The sequence below is a fragment of the Ruegeria sp. AH3 genome (assembly GCF_056536265.1).
This window is the reverse complement of the sequence record NZ_JBQFJL010000001.1, coordinates 1,113,864-1,132,304: the sequence shown is the minus strand read 5'-3', so window position 1 is coordinate 1,132,304 and position 18,441 is coordinate 1,113,864. Positions and strand designations below refer to the sequence as shown.

The window sequence follows — 18,441 nt, the reverse complement described above, 5'->3', positions numbered from 1 at the left end:
TTTCATAAACTCGAATAATCTGGGCGTCCAGCGGCCTCGTTCAGAGAAGGTAAGGTCGCATCGACGCATCGTGGCTGATGGGAATATTTGGAGATGTAATAAGGATCACACATCCTGCATTGTCACAACGACCTTTCCGAGAACCGAACGCTGTTCCAGCAGCTCAATTGCCTCTGCCGCGCGTATCAGAGGCAATCGCAAGCTGATACGTGGTGAGATTTTTCCGTCGTTGTAGAGTGTGAAAAGCTCTTCAAGATTTTGGGCATGGCCTTTGGGGTCGCGAAACACCGATGCGCCCCAAAAGACCCCAACAATCTGGCAACCTTTGAGCAAGGTCAGATTCAACGGAAGGCTCGGGATTCCTGCCGGAAAACCGACCACCAAATAGCGGCCGCCCCATGCCATGCTGCGCAGGGCGGGTTCGGCATAGTCTCCGCCCACGGCATCATAGACGACGTCGACCCCATCACCCCCGACAAGCGATTTGATCTTGGCGGAAAGCGCTTTCTGGGCGTCTCGATCCAATTCGCGCGAGTAAACGAGTGTCTCATCCGCGCCAATCTGTTTGCAGAACTCTGCCTTGTCTTCGGAAGAAACCGCCGCAATGACGCGCGCGCCCATAGCCTTGGCCAGCTCTATTGCTGCAGACCCCACGCCACCAGCCGCGCCCAATACCAGAACGGTTTCTCCGGCTTGCAGCTGTGCCCGGTCTTTCAGAGCGTGATAAGATGTGCCGTAGGTAAAAATGAAACAGGCAGCGTCATCAAAAGGCATCGCATCGGGGATTTTCACTGCAGTCGCAGCTTTGAGGGTAAGATGTGTTGAGAACCCTCCATGCCCCGTCAGAGCCAGAACACGATCCCCGGGCTCGAATCCAGACACTCCGTAACCAAGCGCGAGGACTTCGCCCGCAATCTCTCCGCCCGGAGCAAAGGGACGCGGCGGCTTCATCTGATACAGATCGCGAATGATCAGAGTATCGGGGAAGTTCACACCAGAAGCCCGGACACGGATCAACAGTTCGCCCTTGCCAGGTGTCGGGTCGGGCAGTGTGGTTAGCTCCAAAGCCTCGGGACCACCCGGTGTGACGCTGAGTAATGTTTGCATGCCTTCTCTTGCCCCTTGCTTCGGTGGAGCTGAAATCGTTGGATTACAGGCACGGGTTGTCAAGAAGATGACCTGTCAGCTTCCGTAACGGTATCTGGGTAGAGGAGAGCACATGACGCCTGAGACATTGTTTTCGCTGAACGGCAAAACCGCTCTGGTCACCGGGGGCGCAACAGGCATCGGTCGGATGGCGGCCGAGGCTCTGGCGCGCGCAGGGGCCCATGTATTGATCGCTTCACGTAAAGGCGACGCATGTGAGGCCGTAGCCGCAGAACTGAACGCGATGGATACGCCCGGATCGGCTGAGGGGTTTGCAGGGGATATCGGCAGTGAAGAGGGAATAGATGCTCTGATCGCTGAAGTGAGGAAACGGACAGAAACACTAGAAATCCTGATGAATAATGCCGGGGTCACTTGGGGTGCGCCTATGGGGCAGTTCCCATATGCAGCATGGGATAAGGTGATGTCAGTCAATGTAGCAGGTATTTTTGATCTGACCCAAAAGCTGTTGCCGCTGTTGATGAAATCCGCCTCGGATGACGACCCGGCGCGTGTGGTCAATGTTGGGTCTGTGATGGGTGAAACGCCGATGGGTGACGGCGCCTACAGCTATTCCGCGTCGAAAGCGGCAGTAATCCATCTGTCCAAGATTATGGCCAAGGAGTTGGCACCATACCGCGTGACAGTGAATGCGCTTGCGCCGGGACCGTTCGTGTCGCGCATGACAGCCTTTGCCACCGAAGATGAGGACAAACGTGAGCGTGTTGGCAAATCCGTCCCGCTTGGCCGCGTAGGTCGTGCCGAGGATATTGGAGGCTGCGTACTCTTCCTCTGTGGACGCGGAGGCAGCTATGTCACCGGGGCGGTGCTGCCAGTCTCGGGCGGGATAAATGTGCAGAGTGGCGGGAACATCTTTGCCGACGCTCTATAGCTGTTTTCAACATCTGGATATCGGATGACTGATCAGGAAAATACGTTAGATATAAATGCAGTAAATGCATATCTTGAAGCGCATTTAGATGATTATCAGGGCCCGCTTCAAGCAACGAAATTCACGGTCGGGCAATCCAATCCGACCTATCTGCTGCAAACGCCTAGTAAGAACTACGTTCTGCGGCGCAAGCCACCGGGCGTATTGCTCAAGTCTGCTCATGCAGTGGATCGTGAGTTTCGGGTTCAAAGCGCTCTGATCAGCTCCAGGGTCCCGGTGCCGCAGATGTACCTTCTGTGCGAAGACGACAGCATCATCGGCTCAGCGTTCTATGTGATGGAGCATCTGGACGGACGTTCATTCGTTGATCCTGTTATGAAGGGTGAAAACAATGCCACTCGTGCTGGCATATTGGCCGAGATGAACCGCGTTCTGGCCGAGTTGCACATGGTAGATATCGATGCGGCAGGCCTGTCGGATTTCGGCCCTCCGGGGAATTACTTCGAACGACAGATCGGGCGATGGACCAAGCAGTACCGAGCTTCGGAAACCGAAGATATAAACTATATGAATAGCTTGATCGGCAAACTTGAACAACAAATCCCTGCTGATGACGGCCAGAGAACATTGGTTCATGGCGACTATAGGATTGATAATATGTTGTTCGAGCACACTGGAACGAACTGCATTGGCGTGCTGGATTGGGAACTGTCGACCATCGGCCATCCTTATGCGGATCTTGCGGCGGTAATCATGCAGTGGCAGTTGCCACCGGGTAAGGAAGGGCGTGGATTGGCCGGGGTGGATCGCGATGCACTAGGCCTCCCATCGGATCAGTCATTTATTGCAGATTATTGCGCGCGGCGCGGCCTGCCGGGGATCGAGAATTTCGGCTTCTATCTCGCCTTCAACTTCTTCCGCATGGCGGCCATACTTCAAGGTGTCTACAAACGGTCGCTGGATGGCAACGCCTCAGACCCTGCAAGGGCGCGCGCCTTTGGTGCATATGTTCCGGTATTTGCTCAACATGGCCTATCCGCGCTGGAGGCGTAGATCATGAAATTTGACCCAACCGCACTAACCCGCATTCAAGCCTGGATGCAGCGATATGTAGACGAGAAAAAATACGCCGGCAGCAGCCTACTGATTCTGCACAACGGGCAGGAGGCGTTCTTTCACAGCTGTGGTCGCCGGTGTCTTGAAAATGACTTGCCGTTTCAGCGCGAAAGCCTCGTGCGTATTTATTCTATGACCAAACCCGTGACCTCGGTTGCGCTCATGATGCTGGTTGAGCGCGGGCAGTTTCATCTCGACGCACCGGTTTCCGAGTTCCTGCCCGAGTTTCAGTCGATGCAAGCCCTGATTCCCGGCGCCACGCGCTTGGATCAGACCGAGGCCGCACCAACGCCAACCCTGCATCAGTTGCTGACGCATACCAGTGGTCTCAGTTATCCGTTTAATCCCGGGTTGCTGCCCGAGGCGATGGATGAGCTTGGACTGATATTTTCACCGGCACAGGGTCCGCTCGCGGATCGGGTCGAGGTCCTGGCCACTTTGCCTCTGGCTTTTCAACCGGGCCACCGCTGGGAATACTCGGTGGGTATCGACGTCATCGGTCGCGTCATCGAGGTCACCTCGGGGCAGTCCTTCGAGCGCTTTCTGGCCGATCACATTTTTGAGCCACTCGGCATGCACGAGACGGGGTTTTCAGTGCCGAACTGGGCGGGGGATCGGTTCGCCTCGCTCTATACGCCGCTTGAAGGCGACGCGATGGCATTGAATGCGGCCAAGACCGGTGACGATACGCTACGCCTGGTTGATTGTGCCGGAGACTCTCCGTTTGAGGCCACAACAACTTTCTCTGGTGGGGGTGGGCTGATCAGTACGATCGATGATTACAGTCGCTTCGCTGAAATGTTGCGCAACAAAGGCTCAGGAAACGGGGAGCGCATTCTGGGGTCAAAGACGATAGAATTCATGCTACGCAATCACTTACCCGGCGATATTGCATCGATGGGTCCCCAAAGCTTTGCCGAGCAACCCATGGAAGGAACCGGGTTTGGTATTGGTGGTGCCGTGGTTTTAGATCCGGCGCGCCTGCGGTGTCCGGGCTCGGTCGGTGATTTCGGTTGGGGTGGCATGGCGTCCACTTATTTCTGGGTGGATCCAGTCAATGATTTTTCGGCTGTGTTCTTCACTCAGCTGTCACCTTCCAGCTCTTACCCCTCGCGTGCGGAATTGAAGGCACTTGTACATGGTGCGCTCGTTGAATGACCTCGGTGTGGATGATAGCCGGGGACATCGCTAAGCCGGAGACCCACATATGACCAAAGCTGAACGCGTTCTGCTTGACCTGCTCAACATCGAAGCGCTTGAAGTCGACTTGTTCCGGGGAACTGGCTCTGGTGGAGAGACCCCAACGCGCATCTTTGGCGGGCAGGTGATCGCGCAGGCCCTTGCAGCAGCTTACAGGACCGTCGATGACCGATTGTGTCATTCCCTGCACGCTTACTTTATTCGGCCCGGCGATCCATCGATTCCCGTTATCTATCAAGTAGATCGCGCCCGAGATGGAGGTTCTTTCACCACCCGTCGTGTGGTTGCAATCCAACATGGCAAACAAATCCTGAACCTTTCGGCATCGTTCCACAAACAGGATGATGGATGGGATCATCAGCATCCCCTGCCGGATGTGGAGCCACCAGAGCATCACCCATCACGCGATGAAATGCGTCAGAAGTATCTGACTCGCGTGCCTGAAGCGCTCAAAACAGAACTTCTGCGCGAACGTCCAATCGAAGTACGAGAGGTCGCGCCGCTGGACCTTTTTACGCCGGACAAAGCAGATGACCGGAACCATGTGTGGTTCCGTATGGGTGCGGCAGCACAGGCCGACCGGATTACGCAGCACCTGTTGCTGGCCTATGCATCTGATATGAGTCTGCTGAGTTCGGGCATGCGCCCGCATGGCCTCAGTTGGTTCACTGGTGAGATCGATGGTGCCAGCTTGGATCATGCGCTCTGGTTTCACGCGCCGGTACAGTTCCAGAACTGGCACCTTTACGCGATGGAATCGCCATGGACGGGGCAGGGGCGTAGTTTCAACCGAGGATCGATTTATTCGCAAGACGGCACATTGGTTGCCTCGGTCGCGCAGGAAGGTTTGCTTCGGCGACGTCGCTCGCGTTAAGTTTCGCTGGTATATTTTTGATTTAGCTTAGACATTCCGCCAATCCAGCGGTCATAATCTGCTGTTTTTAAACGCATATAGTCCAATACCTGAGGATGCGGCAGGATTAAAAACCGCTCGTCAGCCAGCGCTTCGACACAGGCCTGCGCGACCGCTTCGGGCTCAAGCATCCCGTCGATTGCCGCAACCGAATCCTCATGTCCACGGGTCATGTCCGAACGTACCGCCTGAGGGCATAGAACCGACACTCGAATTCCTTGATGCGCATAGGTCAACGCGACCCATTCAGCAAACCCAATGGCGGCATGTTTTGTGACGCCGTATGGTGCCGCACCAGGTTGATTGAGCAGCCCTGCGGCCGAGGCGGTCGTCATCAGGTATCCGCCGCCACGCGCCACCATACACGGCAATAAATGCCGAGCGGTCCAGACATGAGACATGACGTTAATTTGCCAAATCCGTTCCCATTCGGTGTCCGGAACATCAAGCCCGCCAAGCGTTAGAATACCGGCATTCGCACAAAACAGATCTATTGGTGCGATGCTATCCTCAACGGTTTCGATCAATTTGCAAATGTCAGATTCCAGGGAAACATCGCAATGAATGGCATGACCACCGATCTTGTCCGCAATGTGCTGCGCACCGGCAGCGTCGATATCTGCGCAAACAACGCGAGCGCCTTCATTGGCAAATCGTTCAGCAAGTCCTTTGCCAATGCCACCAGCGGCGCCGGTCACAACAACTGTCTTTTCGTTCAGGTGCATGTCTGTCTGTGCTCTGAGTTTCGCAGATCAGCCTAACACGTTGAAAAACCATCGCCAGAGTGGATTTTCTGGCGATGGCTTATTTTACATAATCACGATTATACGGCATTCGCCTGAAGCAGCAAAGTTAAAATGTCCCACATTAGCAAAGTAGAAGTGTCACACTTCTCTGTCGAGCAGGCAGGATTGGAGTGTGACGGTGGGATTGGTTGTCATGAGCGAGCGCGAGCTTAATCGTATTGAAGTACTGAGTCAGGTTTCCCAAGGCCGCATGACGGTGGTTTCTGCCGCGAATGTTCTGAACTTGAGCCGCAGACAAGTTCACCGTTTGCTCAGGGTTTTCCAGACTGATGGTCCGGCTGCGCTGCGTCACAAGGCGCGCGACCGTAGATCCAACAATCGTATTGATCCGGCCGTTCGAGAGTTTGCCCTGGCACTCGTCAAAGAACGATACACTGACTTTGGTCCGACACTGGCAGCTGAGATGTTGTTGGAACATCACGATCTGAAAGTCTCGCGCGAGACGCTGCGCAAATGGATGCAGGCAGACGGAATCTGGTTATCTCGCAAACAGCGCAGGACGTTCCACCAGCCGCGTTTGCGCCGGGAATCCTTTGGCGAGCTCATCCAGATCGACGGATCTGACCACCGCTGGTTCGAAGATCGCGCCCCGCCCTGCACGCTGCTTGTCTTCATCGACGATGCGACCAGCACGTTGATGCAGCTACGGTTCGTGAAGTCGGAAAGCACCTTCAGCTATTTCGAAGCACTTGAAGGCTACCTGGCCGAGCACGGTCGCCCTGTAGCTTTCTATTCCGACAAGCACACCGTGTTTCGGGTGGCGCAGCAAGGTGCGAAGTCGGGCCATGGCATGACCCAGTTTGGTCGCGCTTTGAATGAGTTGAACATCGAGATCCTCTGCGCCAACAGCAGCCAGGCCAAGGGCCGTGTTGAGCGTGCCAACCGCACGCTCCAGGATCGGCTGGTGAAGGAATTGCGGCTCGCTGGCATCTCGGACATGGAAGCTGCAAACGAATTCCTGCCGGGGTTCATGCAATGCTATAATGCCAGGTTTGCCAAATCGCCGCGACGTCCGGACAATCTGCACCGGGCCCTGAATGTCGAGCCCGACCGTCTGCGGGACATCCTGTGCTGGCGCGACGAGCGCTACGTCGACCGGAACCTGGTGCTGCGTTACGACCGCAAGCGGATCACGCTTGAAGAGAACGACCTCACCCGTGGCCTCGTTGGCAAATATGTGGACAGCTATGAATTCCAGGACGGTACGCTGGAATTCCGGTCAAAGGGTGTTCCACTGCCCTACTCCGCTTACGACAAAGATCAACGTGTGAGCCACGCGGCGATCATCGGGAACAAGCGGCTGAGCGCAGTGCTGGAGCACATCAAGCAAGAGCAGGACAAAGCACCCCGAAGAAGCGCCGCGTCGGCACTCAGGCCACACGCTACAACCCAACAGGTCGGCGCAACAACGGCTGGAATTCAAAGCTCGCAAGAGTGGCGAAAAAGGACCGCGCAGCCAGCCAGGGCTCCGATGTTTGAGGTCTCCACCCTGCCAGGCTGCACTACCGTTTCCCGGCAACCGGGACATTTCTACTTTGCAGACCCAGGGACATTTCTACTTGGTTGCAACATCGCCATATCAGTAGAATGCCTGCAACCCGGTCTGCGCCCGACCAAGAATCAGCGCATGCACGTCATGCGTCCCCTCATAGGTATTTACTGTCTCAAGATTGATCATGTGGCGCACCACCTGGAACTCAAGCGAGATACCATTGCCGCCATGCATGTCCCGTGACATCCGCGCGATATCCAGCGCCTTGCCGCAGTTGTTGCGCTTGATGATCGAGATCATCTCGGGTGCGGCTTCGGCCTGATCCATCAAACGCCCAACACGCAGGCTTGCCTGAAGGCCCAGAGCGATTTCAGTTTGCATCTCAGCCAGTTTGCGTTGGAACAGTTGGGTCTGCGCCAATGGCCGATTGAATTGCTTGCGATCCAGACCGTATTGACGCGCAGCATGCCAGCAGCTCTCGGCCGCCCCCATAGCGCCCCAACTGATCCCGTAACGTGCGCGGTTCAGACATCCGAACGGTCCTTTCAGGCCCTGCACATGCGGCAGTAACGCATCTTCGCCGACCTCAACGCCTTCCATCACGATTTCGCCGGTGATCGAAGCGCGCAGGCTCAGCTTGTTTTCGATCTTCGGCGCGCTCAACCCCTTGGTGTTCTTGTCCAGAACGAAGCCCCGGATCTTGCCATCATGCGCATCCGACTTGGCCCACACGACAAACACATCTGCAATCGGAGCATTCGAAATCCACATCTTGCTACCGGTCAGACGATAGCCACCGTCAATCTTTTCAGCCCGGGTTTTCATGGCAGCTGGGTCAGAGCCGGCATCCGGCTCGGTCAAGCCGAAACAACCAATCCATTCGCCGCTGGCCAGCTTTGGCAGGTATTTCCGGCGCTGCTCTTCGCTGCCATAGGCATAGATCGGATACATCACCAGCGAGCTTTGCACCGACATCATCGAGCGATAGCCGGAATCCACCCGCTCAACCTCGCGCGCGACCAATCCATAGCTCACATATCCCGCACCGATGCCGCCATATTCCTCGGGGATTGTCGTGCCCAACAGGCCCATTTCACCCATTTCCCTAAAGATTTCAGGATCGGTCTCCTCGTTCTGAAACGCCTGCGTGACGCGCGGCTGCAGCTTTTCCTGCGCATATGCACGGGCGCTGTCAGCAACCAATCGTTCATCTTCTTCCAACTGATCTGCCAGGCGGAAAGGATCGTCCCAAGCAAAATTTCCCAAATCGGGCGCGTCTTTGGCCCTTAGAACGGGTTTGGTCTCTGGCGCGTTCATGATGAGTCTCCGATACAATGTCTCGCGCATCATAATCTGAGGTTTCCTCAAAAAACAGCGAGACATTTGCACATTTACATGACTAAAACGCATAGATGAGTATGCGCCGCCCTTTCCTGCCCCCGATCTCCGCCCTGCGTGCATTGGAAGCGCTGGATCGACTAGGCTCTGCCTCGGCGGTTGCCGACGAAATGGCATTGACGCAGAGCGCTGTCAGTCGGTCGCTGCAAACGCTTGAGACACATCTGGGCGCAGAACTCGTCAGCCGTGACCGAAAGAGATTGTCGCTGACCAAGGCCGGGCAGGATTATGTGCAAGAGATTCGGCCAGCCTTGTCCCAGATTGTGCAGGCTGCTCTGAAACTACATGTGTCGCCTGTTGGAGGGACGTTGAATCTGGCAATCCTGCCGACCTTTGGGATGCGTTGGCTGGTACCGCGTCTGCCGGATTTCGCGCGTTTGCATCCGGACATAACCATCAACATGACAACTCGGTTGAGACCGTTCAATTTCGCATCGGAACCCTTTGACGCTGCGTTGCACTTTGGTGAACCTGACTGGCCAGGAACCGACCGTTTGTTGCTAAAAATGGAGCGCGTTCTGCCGGTCTGCGCGCCTGAGTTGCTACCGCAGGGAACACCCTCGACACCGGACGAGTTACTCAAGTTGCCGTTACTGCACATCCAGACGCGTCCACGGGCTTGGCAAGAGTGGTTCCGACAAATGGGGGTCGAGGCTCCGCACCCCCTGCCCGGCACGGTGCATGATCAATTCAACACGATCAATCAGGCGGCCCTGCACGGTCTGGGTGTTGCGTTGCTGCCCAACTACCTGATCGAACAGGACCTTGCGACAGGTAATCTGGTCGCCGCCTTCCCCGATGCGTTTGAGACACTGGGTGCCTATTATCTGGTCTGGCCCCACGACAAATCACAGGACGATTCGTTGCGACAGTTCCGACACTGGCTTGCCTCTCAGGCTCAGACCGAAGAGACGTTGCCGCGTTAGCCTAACGCGTAGCCTGCCCCACGGACGGTCCGCACCGGGTCTTCACCACCGTGCTGAGTCAATGCCTTGCGCAAACGTCCGATATGAACGTCCACAGTGCGCGTATCGACATAGATATCGCGGCCCCAGACCCGGTCGAGCAGCTGTTCGCGGCTCCAGACCCGCCCCGGCTTTTCCATAAAGGTGCTGAGCAGGCGGAACTCGGTTGGGCCGAGCTTCAATGGCTTGTTGTCCCGGCTGACCTTATGGGTCTCTGAATCCAGAATGATATCATCGAATTCCAGCCGAATACCCACCGTCGCTGGACGTACCCGACGCAGCTGAGTACGGACCCGCGCCATCAGCTCTACCACCGAGTAAGGCTTGATCACGTAGTCATCCGCCCCGGTTTCCAGACCTCGCACCTTGTCCACCTCTTCCGAACGCGCCGACAGCATGATGATCGGGATTGAACGGGTGTCGGGTCGTGTCTTCAGGCGGCGACAGACCTCAATACCGCTGAGATTGGGCATCATCCAGTCGAGAACGATAATGTCCGGGCGGTCCTCTTCGACGAGCAACAAACCCTCGTCACCATTAGCGGCTTTTGTGACCCGGAACCCCTCGGCTTCGAGGTTATAGGAAAGAACCTCACGCTGGGCCAATTCATCTTCAACCACCAGCACCGTCGGTTGATCAGCGGACATAAGGTCAACCTCCTAGATCGTTTGCGAGGTGTTATCGGCCTTGGGCCGCGCTTCGGTCGGCCGTTCACCAGTGACCAAATAGACCACCTGTTCCGCGATTGCCGTAACGTGATCACCCATGCGTTCGATGTTCTTCGCGATGAAGTGCAAATGCATGCAGGACGAGATGTTGCGCGGATCTTCTGCCATGAAAGTCAGGAATTCGCGGAACAGCCCGTTATACATCTGGTCAACTTCCAGATCGCGTTCAATCACATCCGTCGCGAGTTCGGCGTCACGTTGAATATAGGCATCCAATGCATCTCGCAGCATCAGCTCAACCTCGCGCGCCATCCTACGTAGAGCGGCGGCGCTTCCGTTGATTTCACCAGCATTAACCAGCACGGTCGTGCGCTTGGCGATATTCTTGGAATAGTCGCCTATACGCTCAAGGTTGGTCGACACTTTAAGCACCGACAGCACCAGACGCAGATCACCCGCCGTTGGCGCGCGCAGCGCGATCAGTCGTGCGGTTTCTTCGTCGATAAGCTCTTCCAGCGCGTCGATGGCCTTGTCGCCCTGACGTACTTCTTTCGCCAGTTCTTCGTCGCGGGTTTCCAGCGACCGGGCCGCACCCATGATCGCGGCCTCGACCAAACCGCCCATCTTCATGATATGCGCCTGAATGGTTTCGAGGTCGCGGTCGAACGCGGATGCAATATGTTGTTCGCTCATTGCAATAATCCTGTGCTCAGCCGATCCGGCCGGTGATGTAGCTTTCTGTGCGAGGGTCTTCGGGGTTGGTGAAGATTTGCCCCGTCTCGCCAAATTCAACCAGATTGCCCAGATGGAAGAATGCTGTCTTCTGGCTGACCCTTGCCGCCTGCTGCATCGAATGAGTCACGATCACCACCGAATAGCGCGAGCGCAGTTCATCGATCAGCTCTTCAACCTGAGCCGTTGCGATTGGGTCAAGCGCCGAGCAAGGCTCGTCCATCAACAGAACCTCAGGTTCGGTTGCGACCGCACGCGCAATGCAAAGGCGTTGTTGTTGACCACCCGAGAGGCCGGTGCCGGGGGCATCCAGACGATCCTTGACTTCATCCCAGATCGCACCACGGCGTAGGGATTTCTCAACGATCTCATCCAGTTCTGCCTTGTTCTTTGCGAGGCCGTGGATGCGTGGACCGTAGGCCACGTTGTCATAGATCGATTTGGGGAACGGGTTCGGCTTCTGAAACACCATGCCAACCTTGGCACGCAGCTGCACCGGGTCGACGCGCTTGTCATAGATATCCTCACCATCCAACAGGATATCACCTTCAACGCGACAGATATCAATCGTGTCGTTCATCCGGTTCAGACAGCGCAGAAAGGTGGACTTGCCGCAGCCCGAGGGGCCGATGAAGGCCGTCACGGTCTTATCTTCGATATCAACGCTCACGTCCTTGATGGCGTGGGTCTCGCCGTAATAGACCTGAACCTGCTTGGCGTTGATCTTGATGTTTTTGGAGTCCACGGTTCTCTCCACTCGTGTCATGTCGTTCATTTTAGCCCCCAATTACCAGCGGCGTTCAAAGCGGCGGCGCAGGATGATTGCGATGATATTCATGGTCAGCAGGAACATCAAAAGGATGATGATGCCACCCCAGGCTTTCTCATAAAACCCGACATCAGCACGCGCGGCCCATGTGTAAATCTGTGCAGGCATTGCCGAGTTCGGCTCGGTGAAGCCTGCGAGGAAACCATCGGGATAGCCGCGGGCAACAAATCCCACCATGCCGATCAGCAGCAGCGGTGCGGTTTCACCCAGGGCCTGCGCCAGCCCGATGATGGTGCCGGTCAGGATACCTGGCGCGGCCAGTGGCAACACGTGATGAAACACGGCCTGCATTTTCGAGGCCCCTACCCCCAATGCCGCGTCACGGATAGACGGGGGAACCGCCTTCAGCGAGGCACGGGTCGAGATGATGATGGTAGGCAGAGTCATCAGCGTCAACACCAGACCGCCAACCAACGGCGCCGATTGCGGCAGATGCATGAATTGGATGAACACGGCCAGGCCCAGAATACCGAACACGATGGACGGAACGGCGGCTAGGTTTGAGATGTTCACCTCGATCAGATCGGTGAACCTGTTCTGTGGTGCGAACTCTTCCAGATAAATCGACGCGGCCACACCGATGGGCAGCGACAGGCACAGTACCACCAGCATCATGAAGAATGAGCCAACGACCGAGGCACCGATGCCTGCGCCACCGGGGTTATCCACGCCCGAGTCGGCTCCGGTGATGAACGGCCAGTTGAAGGCCTGCTTGATGATGCCCGCTTCTTTCAAAGCGTCCACTAGATCCAGATCGCTGAGCTGCAAGAAGCGGCTATCCTGCAGGGTGTCGCGCGACACCCGGCCTTTGAAATAGCCATCCACCCGACTTGACGCGGCCAGATCGAACATGATCGGCTCATCCAGCTTGCTTGGGTTATCTGCATAGAACGTTCGGATCGTACCGCCGATTTTGCCCAGTAGACGCTCAATAGCATCTTGATCGAAATCCACCGTGATACCGCTTTCGGCCAGTTGTTCATTCAGCTCTGCAATAAACAGATCGGAATAAGCTTTGGTCTTGAATAGCGTACCTTCGGCTTCGTCGCGCTGTGCTGGCGTCAGAGTGATCTCGACGCTAATCACAGTGCGTTTGAAGGCCGGGATGCCTTGCGACAGGATCGAGGTGAACAGCACGACCAGAAAGAACAAGCCAGTCGCGATGGCAACGATTCCGTACGCGCGAAAGCGTTTTTCAGCAGCAGCGCGTTTCTTGGTCCGTGCATCGGACGCCGTAAGCGAGACCGCGTGACGGCCGGTTTCGGGGCTTTGCATGCTGGCGTCGGTCATTCGTACTGCTCCCGATACTTACGCACGATATAAAGGGCGAAAACGTTCAGCCCCAGCGTGAGGATGAACAAGGTCATGCCGAGCGCGAAGGCCACAAGCGCTTCGGGCGAGGCGAAATCCGCGTCGCCGGTCAACTGGCTGACGATCTTTGCGGTGACGGTTGTCATGGCCTCGAACGGGTTGAGGTCGAGCCGTGCTGCGGCCCCTGCCCCCAGAACCACAATCATGGTCTCACCAATTGCGCGCGAGGCGGCCAGCAAGATCGCACCTACGATGCCGGGCAATGCTGCGGGCAAAACGACTTGCCGGATGGTCTCGGACTGGGTGGCCCCCAGCCCATAAGACCCGTCACGCATCGCCTGCGGCACCGCATTGATGATGTCATCAGACAGCGATGAGACGAACGGGATCAGCATAATGCCCATGACCAGACCGGCGGTCATCACCGCGGTGCCGGCTTTCATCCAGCCTAAGCCGTCATCTCCGAACACGCTCAGCAACAGTGGGCCAACGGTTAGCAAGGCAAAAAGACCGTAAACAATGGTCGGGATACCGGCCAGCACCTCCAGCAACGGTTTGGCGATCGAGCGCACGCGAGAAGAAGCGTACTCGCTGAGATAAATCGCAGCGAAAAGACCGATCGGCACAGCCACCAGCAATGCAACCAACGAGATGTAGAATGTGCCCCATAGCAACGGGATGATACCTAGATCAGACGCGCCACCACGGCCCGAGAAACTGGGGGCCCATGTTGTTCCGAAGAAGAACTCTGATGCTGGATAAAGCTTGAAGAATTCCCACGTGTTGAACACGAGCGACAGTACGATGCCGACCGTTGTCAGGATCGCAATCGACGCCGCCGCCAGCAGCATCACACGAATTCCCTGCTCAACCACATTGCGGGCGCGGTATTCCGAATGTGTCTGGAACCAGCTGAACGCGGCACCTGCCAAGGCGATCAGTATCACGGCAATGGACATAATCGTATAGCCGGTCGAGTTCATCGACCGGTATGCCTGGGCGGCATGCAACACGGGCTGTGTGATATCCGAGGTCACAACCTGGCCCGCGTCTTTCAGCCGCTGGGTCATCTCAGAAACATCCGCCTGCGCATCCTGTGCGGTCTCTTCGGTGAGATGCCCCTGAGCGACCGCACTGTCCAGACCATTAGCCGTCCGGCGCACTTCGGCCATAACAAGGCTACGCGACGATCCTTCCTTGATCGCCGTTTCGGGAACCATCTCCGAGACCTGAGAATTCACGTAGAGCGGCTGAACCAGCAGCCAGACGATCAACAGACCAAAGGCGGGAACGATAACTTTCAGCGCAACATTCGCCCCATAAAACGAGGGAAGAGAATGCAGGTTGCGGCTGTCCCCTCCGGCACTTTGCAAGGCGCGCATTCGCCCCAACACATATCCGACTGCCGCGATCGCAAGTACGATCAGAATGAGCCAAAGAATTGGCATATTGCCCCCACAGGTCTTGATCGGGATTAGGGAAAGAAACGGGGGCGACTATAAATGCCGCCCCCGCTCAATTAACACGGGGTTTGGAATTAGCTGCCCGAACCCAAAGTTACTTCGTTGGCAATCGCATCCTGCGTTTTTGCCAGCTCAGGGTCGGCAACCAGACCGTAGTTGGCCAGCGGACCCGACGCACCTGCAATCTCATCATGAGTGAAGAACTGAGCGTATTCTTTCAGGCCAGGGATCACGCCGATATGCGCTTTCTTAACGTAGAAGAACAGCGGGCGGGAAACAGGGTATTCACCCGACGCGATGGTCTCGGTCGACGGCGCGATACCACCCATGGTGGCCACTTTCAGCTTGTCGGTGTTGTTCTCGTAGAACGCCAGACCGAAAACACCGATGCCGTTGGTGTTGGTGTCGATGCGGGCCAGGGTCTCGGTGTAGTCACCATCAATGTCGACCGACTTACCGTCAGTACGAACGTCAAGGCATGCATCTTCGGCATCATCTTCGCTCATGCCGCCTGCGATCATGGCTTCCATGGCGCCGGTCGCTTCACAACCTGCAAGCAGAACCTTGTCTTCGAACACTTCACGGGTGCCGTGCTTGGTGCCCGGGATGAACATCGCGATCTCAACGTCCGGCAGGTCGCCATTGAACTCGGCCCAGCTGTTGAAGCTGTTGTCGACCAGCGCGCCGTCTTTCATAACTTTCGAACCGATGGCGTTGTAGATGTCTGCCGGCTGAAATGCGGTAAAGGCCGGGCCCGACTGCTGGCTTGCGAACACGATGCCGTCATAGCCAATGCGTACTTCCATGATGTCGGTCACACCGTTTTCGGCGCAAGCTTTGATTTCTTTTTCGCGGATGGCGCGCGATGCGTTTGCAACGTCGATTGTGTTTTCGCCAACGCCTTCGCAGAACCGCTTGAGACCAGCCGACGAACCACCCGATTCAACAACCGGGGTCGGGAAGTCTGTATTTTCACCAAACAGTTCGGCAACGATCGAAGCATAAGGCAGTACGGTCGACGAACCGGCAACCTGAACGTTGTCACGTGCAGCAGCAGCAGTTGCCGAGACGGCAGCGATTGCCAGCGCAGAAGCCGACAGTTTTACAAAGGACATTTCAGTCTCCTTGAGAAGGATGGGTACTGATCATCCCCATGATGATCTGCGCAAAGCCCTAAAAGCCGCGCGTAAGCCTTTTGTGACAGGTATGTAACGGTTTTATGACAAGTTAGGATATTTTGAGAATTTCTTAACTTGACGATACGTCAGCGGCGGATCGCCTGTCCGCCATCTGACCTCAACGGGGCAGTATGACGGTGAACACGGCACCCTGCCCCAGCTCACTTTCCACCCGCAACCTGCCCCGATGTCGGTTGACAATGTGTTTGACGATCGCAAGCCCCAGCCCTGTTCCACCCAACTCGCGCGAGCGATGGCTGTCTGCGCGATAGAAACGCTCGGTCAAGCGGGGAAGATGTATTGGGTTGATGCCGGGACCCTGATCAATGATTCCGATTCTCACGGCTGGCCCGCGCATGGCAGTATCGCGCTCCGACAATGTCACTACGACCTGAACCAGCCCCCCGCTGCCGCCGTATTTGATCCCGTTTTCCACCAGGTTGGTGATAACCTGTCGTAACTGATCGCTGTCACCGACCATCGTCACCGGATCATCCGGGGCGTCCAGTGACAGCTTTACATTGGCATCATCTGCAAGAGGTCGAAGGGTGTTCAATGTGGATTGGATCAGGCCGGTCAGTTCCAGAGGTTCCTTTGGCCTGACCCGCTCTTCGCTTTCCACCCTGTTGAGTGACAGCAGATCCCCCACCAACCGATTCATCCGATTGGCCTCGTCCGCCATGATCTGCAAAAACCGCTCTCGGGCCGCCGTATCATCGCGCGCAGGCCCGCGCAGTGTTTCGATGAACCCCATCAGAGCAGTCAGCGGCGTCCGCAGCTCATGACTGACATTGGCCACAAAATCGCGTCGCATCTGACTGGCCTGCTCCAGATGGGTGACATCCTGAAACACTACAAGCACAACCCGAGAGTCGTTCATATACCGGCACTGCACCTCAAAGGTCGTATCTTGTGCACCATCATTGGACAGATGCCGCGCGTTGCTAGGCTGCTTTGACCCAATACATTGCTCAATCGCTTCGATCACCTGAGGTTGCCGAAGGATCGTGGCGAAGTGCCGTCCCTCAATCGCCGCACCCAACAGAGTACGCGCTTCGGTGTTCGCCGCAACGATCCGCTCAGATTGGTCAACCAGCAGGGTCGGCATCGGGATGGCAGATACAAGCTCGGCATGAAAGGGATCCGACATGCGATATCAGACCGGTTTCAGCGTTTCGCGGAACTTGCGCATGTTGTCCTGATAGTGCAGCGCGCTGAGCGTCAGGCGTTGCGCGGCCTCATCATCAAGCTGACGCACAACCTTGCCCGGCGTTCCCATGACCAGCGAATTATCAGGGATCTCTTTGCCTTCAGTGATCAGGGCCCCTGCCCCGATCAGGCAATTCTTACCGATTTTTGCCCCGTTCAGAACGATAGCCCCCATGCCGATCAGAGAGTTGTCCCCGATCGTGCATCCATGCAGCATGACCTTATGCCCGATGGTGCAATTCGCGCCGATGGTCAGCGGGTATCCGGCATCGATATGCATCACGCAATCTTCCTGCACGTTACTGCCCGCACCAACGCGAATCTCTTCGTGATCTGCGCGGATTGTGCAGCCAAACCAGATCGAGGCCCCCTGTTCCAGCACCACCTTACCGATCAGGTTGGCATCAGGCGCGACCCAGGTATCCTCGTGAATCTGAGGCTGATGCTCTCCCAAAGCATAGATCGTCATGACTGTTCCTCGAACTCGGTCTGCAAGGTACGGATGTGGTTCTGCAGGCGCGGCTGCTGAATGCGGCGCATCCGCTCGGCACTGACGATGGTTTTCAGCTTCTCCTCGGTCGCGTCCAGATCGTCGTTGATCAGGACATAATCGTAGTAACCCCAGTGGCTGATCTCATCCCAGCTTTTCAGCATGCGCTTGGCAATCACGTCTTCGCTGTCCTGCCCCCGGCCTTCCAGGCGGCGCCTCAGTTCGGGAATCGACGGTGGCAGGATGAAGATCGACAACGCATGTTTGCCCAAATCCGAATTCCTGATCTGCACTTCCCCCTGCCAATCGACATCGAACAACACGTCACGGCCCTTGTTGATCGACTCGCGCACCGGATCGGCGGGTGAGCCATAAAAGTTCCCGAACACGTGGGCATGTTCCAGCATTTGCCCATCGGCAACCTGCTGTTTGAACGCGTCTTCTGACAGGAAGTAGTATTCGCGCCCATGCTCTTCGCCCGGCCGCGGTGCACGCGTGGTGGCCGAGATCGAAAACTCCAGATCGCTGTCCCATTGCATCAGGCGTCGGGCCAAAGTGGACTTGCCTGCGCCCGAGGGCGAGGACAGAATGATTAATAGACCTCGGCGATCTGCCATGTGTGTGCCCTCGTTC

Annotated in this window: 17 protein-coding genes and 1 pseudogene; 6 read left to right on the top strand and 12 right to left on the bottom strand. The window is 56.5% G+C overall.

All coding sequences use genetic code 11. From position 1 onward, the window contains the following. Window positions 1–105: 105 nt before the first annotated feature. Window positions 106–1,107, bottom strand: a complete 1,002-nt coding sequence (locus tag ACR3EM_RS05575; protein WP_480469814.1) for an NADPH:quinone oxidoreductase family protein — start codon at window positions 1,105–1,107, stop codon at window positions 106–108. A 112-nt stretch (window positions 1,108–1,219) separates the two neighbouring features. Between ACR3EM_RS05575 and ACR3EM_RS05570 the strand changes: the two genes are divergently transcribed. Genes ACR3EM_RS05570 through ACR3EM_RS05555 form a run of 4 tightly spaced genes read left to right on the top strand, consistent with a single transcriptional unit; the run spans window position 1,220 to window position 5,228 of the window. After that, window positions 1,220–2,038: an SDR family NAD(P)-dependent oxidoreductase gene (locus ACR3EM_RS05570; protein WP_480469813.1), complete on the top strand. Its 819-nt coding sequence runs from the start codon at window positions 1,220–1,222 to the stop codon at window positions 2,036–2,038. A 24-nt stretch (window positions 2,039–2,062) separates the two neighbouring features. Then, window positions 2,063–3,091 (top strand): phosphotransferase, encoded by a 1,029-nt coding sequence (locus ACR3EM_RS05565; RefSeq protein ID WP_480469812.1) that lies wholly within the window; start codon window positions 2,063–2,065, stop codon window positions 3,089–3,091. A gap of 3 nt (window positions 3,092–3,094) precedes the next feature. Beyond that, the gene (locus ACR3EM_RS05560; protein ID WP_480469811.1) at window positions 3,095–4,312 is read left to right on the top strand and encodes a serine hydrolase domain-containing protein; all 1,218 of its coding nucleotides are present in this window, start codon (window positions 3,095–3,097) and stop codon (window positions 4,310–4,312) included. Window positions 4,313–4,361: 49 nt separating this feature from the next. Continuing rightward, window positions 4,362–5,228 carry an acyl-CoA thioesterase gene (locus ACR3EM_RS05555; RefSeq protein WP_480469810.1) on the top strand — a complete coding sequence of 289 codons (867 nt, stop codon included), beginning with the start codon at window positions 4,362–4,364 and terminating at the stop codon, window positions 5,226–5,228. Here ACR3EM_RS05555 and ACR3EM_RS05550 read toward each other — a convergent pair. After that, entirely contained in the window at window positions 5,225–5,992 is a 768-nt protein-coding gene (locus ACR3EM_RS05550; protein WP_480469809.1) for an SDR family oxidoreductase, read from the bottom strand. The two genes, ACR3EM_RS05555 and ACR3EM_RS05550, sit on opposite strands and share 4 nt — an antisense overlap. Window positions 5,993–6,191: 199 nt before the next feature. Here ACR3EM_RS05550 and ACR3EM_RS05545 point away from each other — a divergent pair. Next, a pseudogene (locus ACR3EM_RS05545) lies at window positions 6,192–7,552 on the top strand (ISNCY family transposase). Between the two features lie 100 nt (window positions 7,553–7,652). On the opposite strand, the gene ACR3EM_RS05540 reads toward ACR3EM_RS05545, so the two are convergent. Continuing rightward, a complete protein-coding gene (locus tag ACR3EM_RS05540; RefSeq protein WP_480469808.1) occupies window positions 7,653–8,882 on the bottom strand; it encodes an acyl-CoA dehydrogenase in 1,230 nt (409 codons plus the stop codon). Between the two features lie 95 nt (window positions 8,883–8,977). Here ACR3EM_RS05540 and ACR3EM_RS05535 point away from each other — a divergent pair, with 95 nt between their 5' ends. Next, window positions 8,978–9,889: a LysR family transcriptional regulator gene (locus ACR3EM_RS05535; RefSeq protein WP_480469807.1), complete on the top strand. Its 912-nt coding sequence runs from the start codon at window positions 8,978–8,980 to the stop codon at window positions 9,887–9,889. Here ACR3EM_RS05535 and phoB read toward each other — a convergent pair. The 9 genes from phoB to gmk all read right to left on the bottom strand — a co-directional run bounded on the left by phoB (window position 9,886) and on the right by gmk (window position 18,425). After that, window positions 9,886–10,575 (bottom strand): phosphate regulon transcriptional regulator PhoB, encoded by a 690-nt coding sequence (phoB, locus tag ACR3EM_RS05530; protein WP_480469806.1) that lies wholly within the window; start codon window positions 10,573–10,575, stop codon window positions 9,886–9,888. The genes ACR3EM_RS05535 and phoB overlap by 4 nt on opposite strands. 12 nt (window positions 10,576–10,587) lie before the next feature. Further along, window positions 10,588–11,289, bottom strand: coding sequence for a phosphate signaling complex protein PhoU (gene phoU / locus ACR3EM_RS05525; protein WP_480469805.1), 702 nt, complete (start codon window positions 11,287–11,289; stop codon window positions 10,588–10,590). Window positions 11,290–11,305: 16 nt separating this feature from the next. Beyond that, window positions 11,306–12,103, bottom strand: coding sequence for a phosphate ABC transporter ATP-binding protein PstB (gene pstB, locus ACR3EM_RS05520; RefSeq protein ID WP_480469804.1), 798 nt, complete (start codon window positions 12,101–12,103; stop codon window positions 11,306–11,308). Window positions 12,104–12,115: 12 nt separating this feature from the next. Further along, window positions 12,116–13,447 carry a phosphate ABC transporter permease PstA gene (gene pstA / locus ACR3EM_RS05515; RefSeq protein WP_480469803.1) on the bottom strand — a complete coding sequence of 444 codons (1,332 nt, stop codon included), beginning with the start codon at window positions 13,445–13,447 and terminating at the stop codon, window positions 12,116–12,118. Further along, window positions 13,444–14,916 (bottom strand): phosphate ABC transporter permease subunit PstC, encoded by a 1,473-nt coding sequence (gene pstC, locus ACR3EM_RS05510; protein WP_480469802.1) that lies wholly within the window; start codon window positions 14,914–14,916, stop codon window positions 13,444–13,446. The genes pstA and pstC overlap by 4 nt, the downstream gene beginning before the upstream one ends. Before the next feature lie 89 nt (window positions 14,917–15,005). Next, window positions 15,006–16,046 (bottom strand): substrate-binding domain-containing protein, encoded by a 1,041-nt coding sequence (locus ACR3EM_RS05505; RefSeq protein ID WP_480469801.1) that lies wholly within the window; start codon window positions 16,044–16,046, stop codon window positions 15,006–15,008. A gap of 181 nt (window positions 16,047–16,227) precedes the next feature. Next, entirely contained in the window at window positions 16,228–17,259 is a 1,032-nt protein-coding gene (locus ACR3EM_RS05500; protein WP_480469800.1) for a sensor histidine kinase, read from the bottom strand. Between the two features lie 6 nt (window positions 17,260–17,265). Continuing rightward, window positions 17,266–17,787: a gamma carbonic anhydrase family protein gene (locus ACR3EM_RS05495; RefSeq protein ID WP_480469799.1), complete on the bottom strand. Its 522-nt coding sequence runs from the start codon at window positions 17,785–17,787 to the stop codon at window positions 17,266–17,268. Further along, window positions 17,784–18,425 carry a guanylate kinase gene (gene gmk, locus ACR3EM_RS05490; protein WP_480469798.1) on the bottom strand — a complete coding sequence of 214 codons (642 nt, stop codon included), beginning with the start codon at window positions 18,423–18,425 and terminating at the stop codon, window positions 17,784–17,786. The genes ACR3EM_RS05495 and gmk overlap by 4 nt, the downstream gene beginning before the upstream one ends. Window positions 18,426–18,441: the final 16 nt, after the last annotated feature.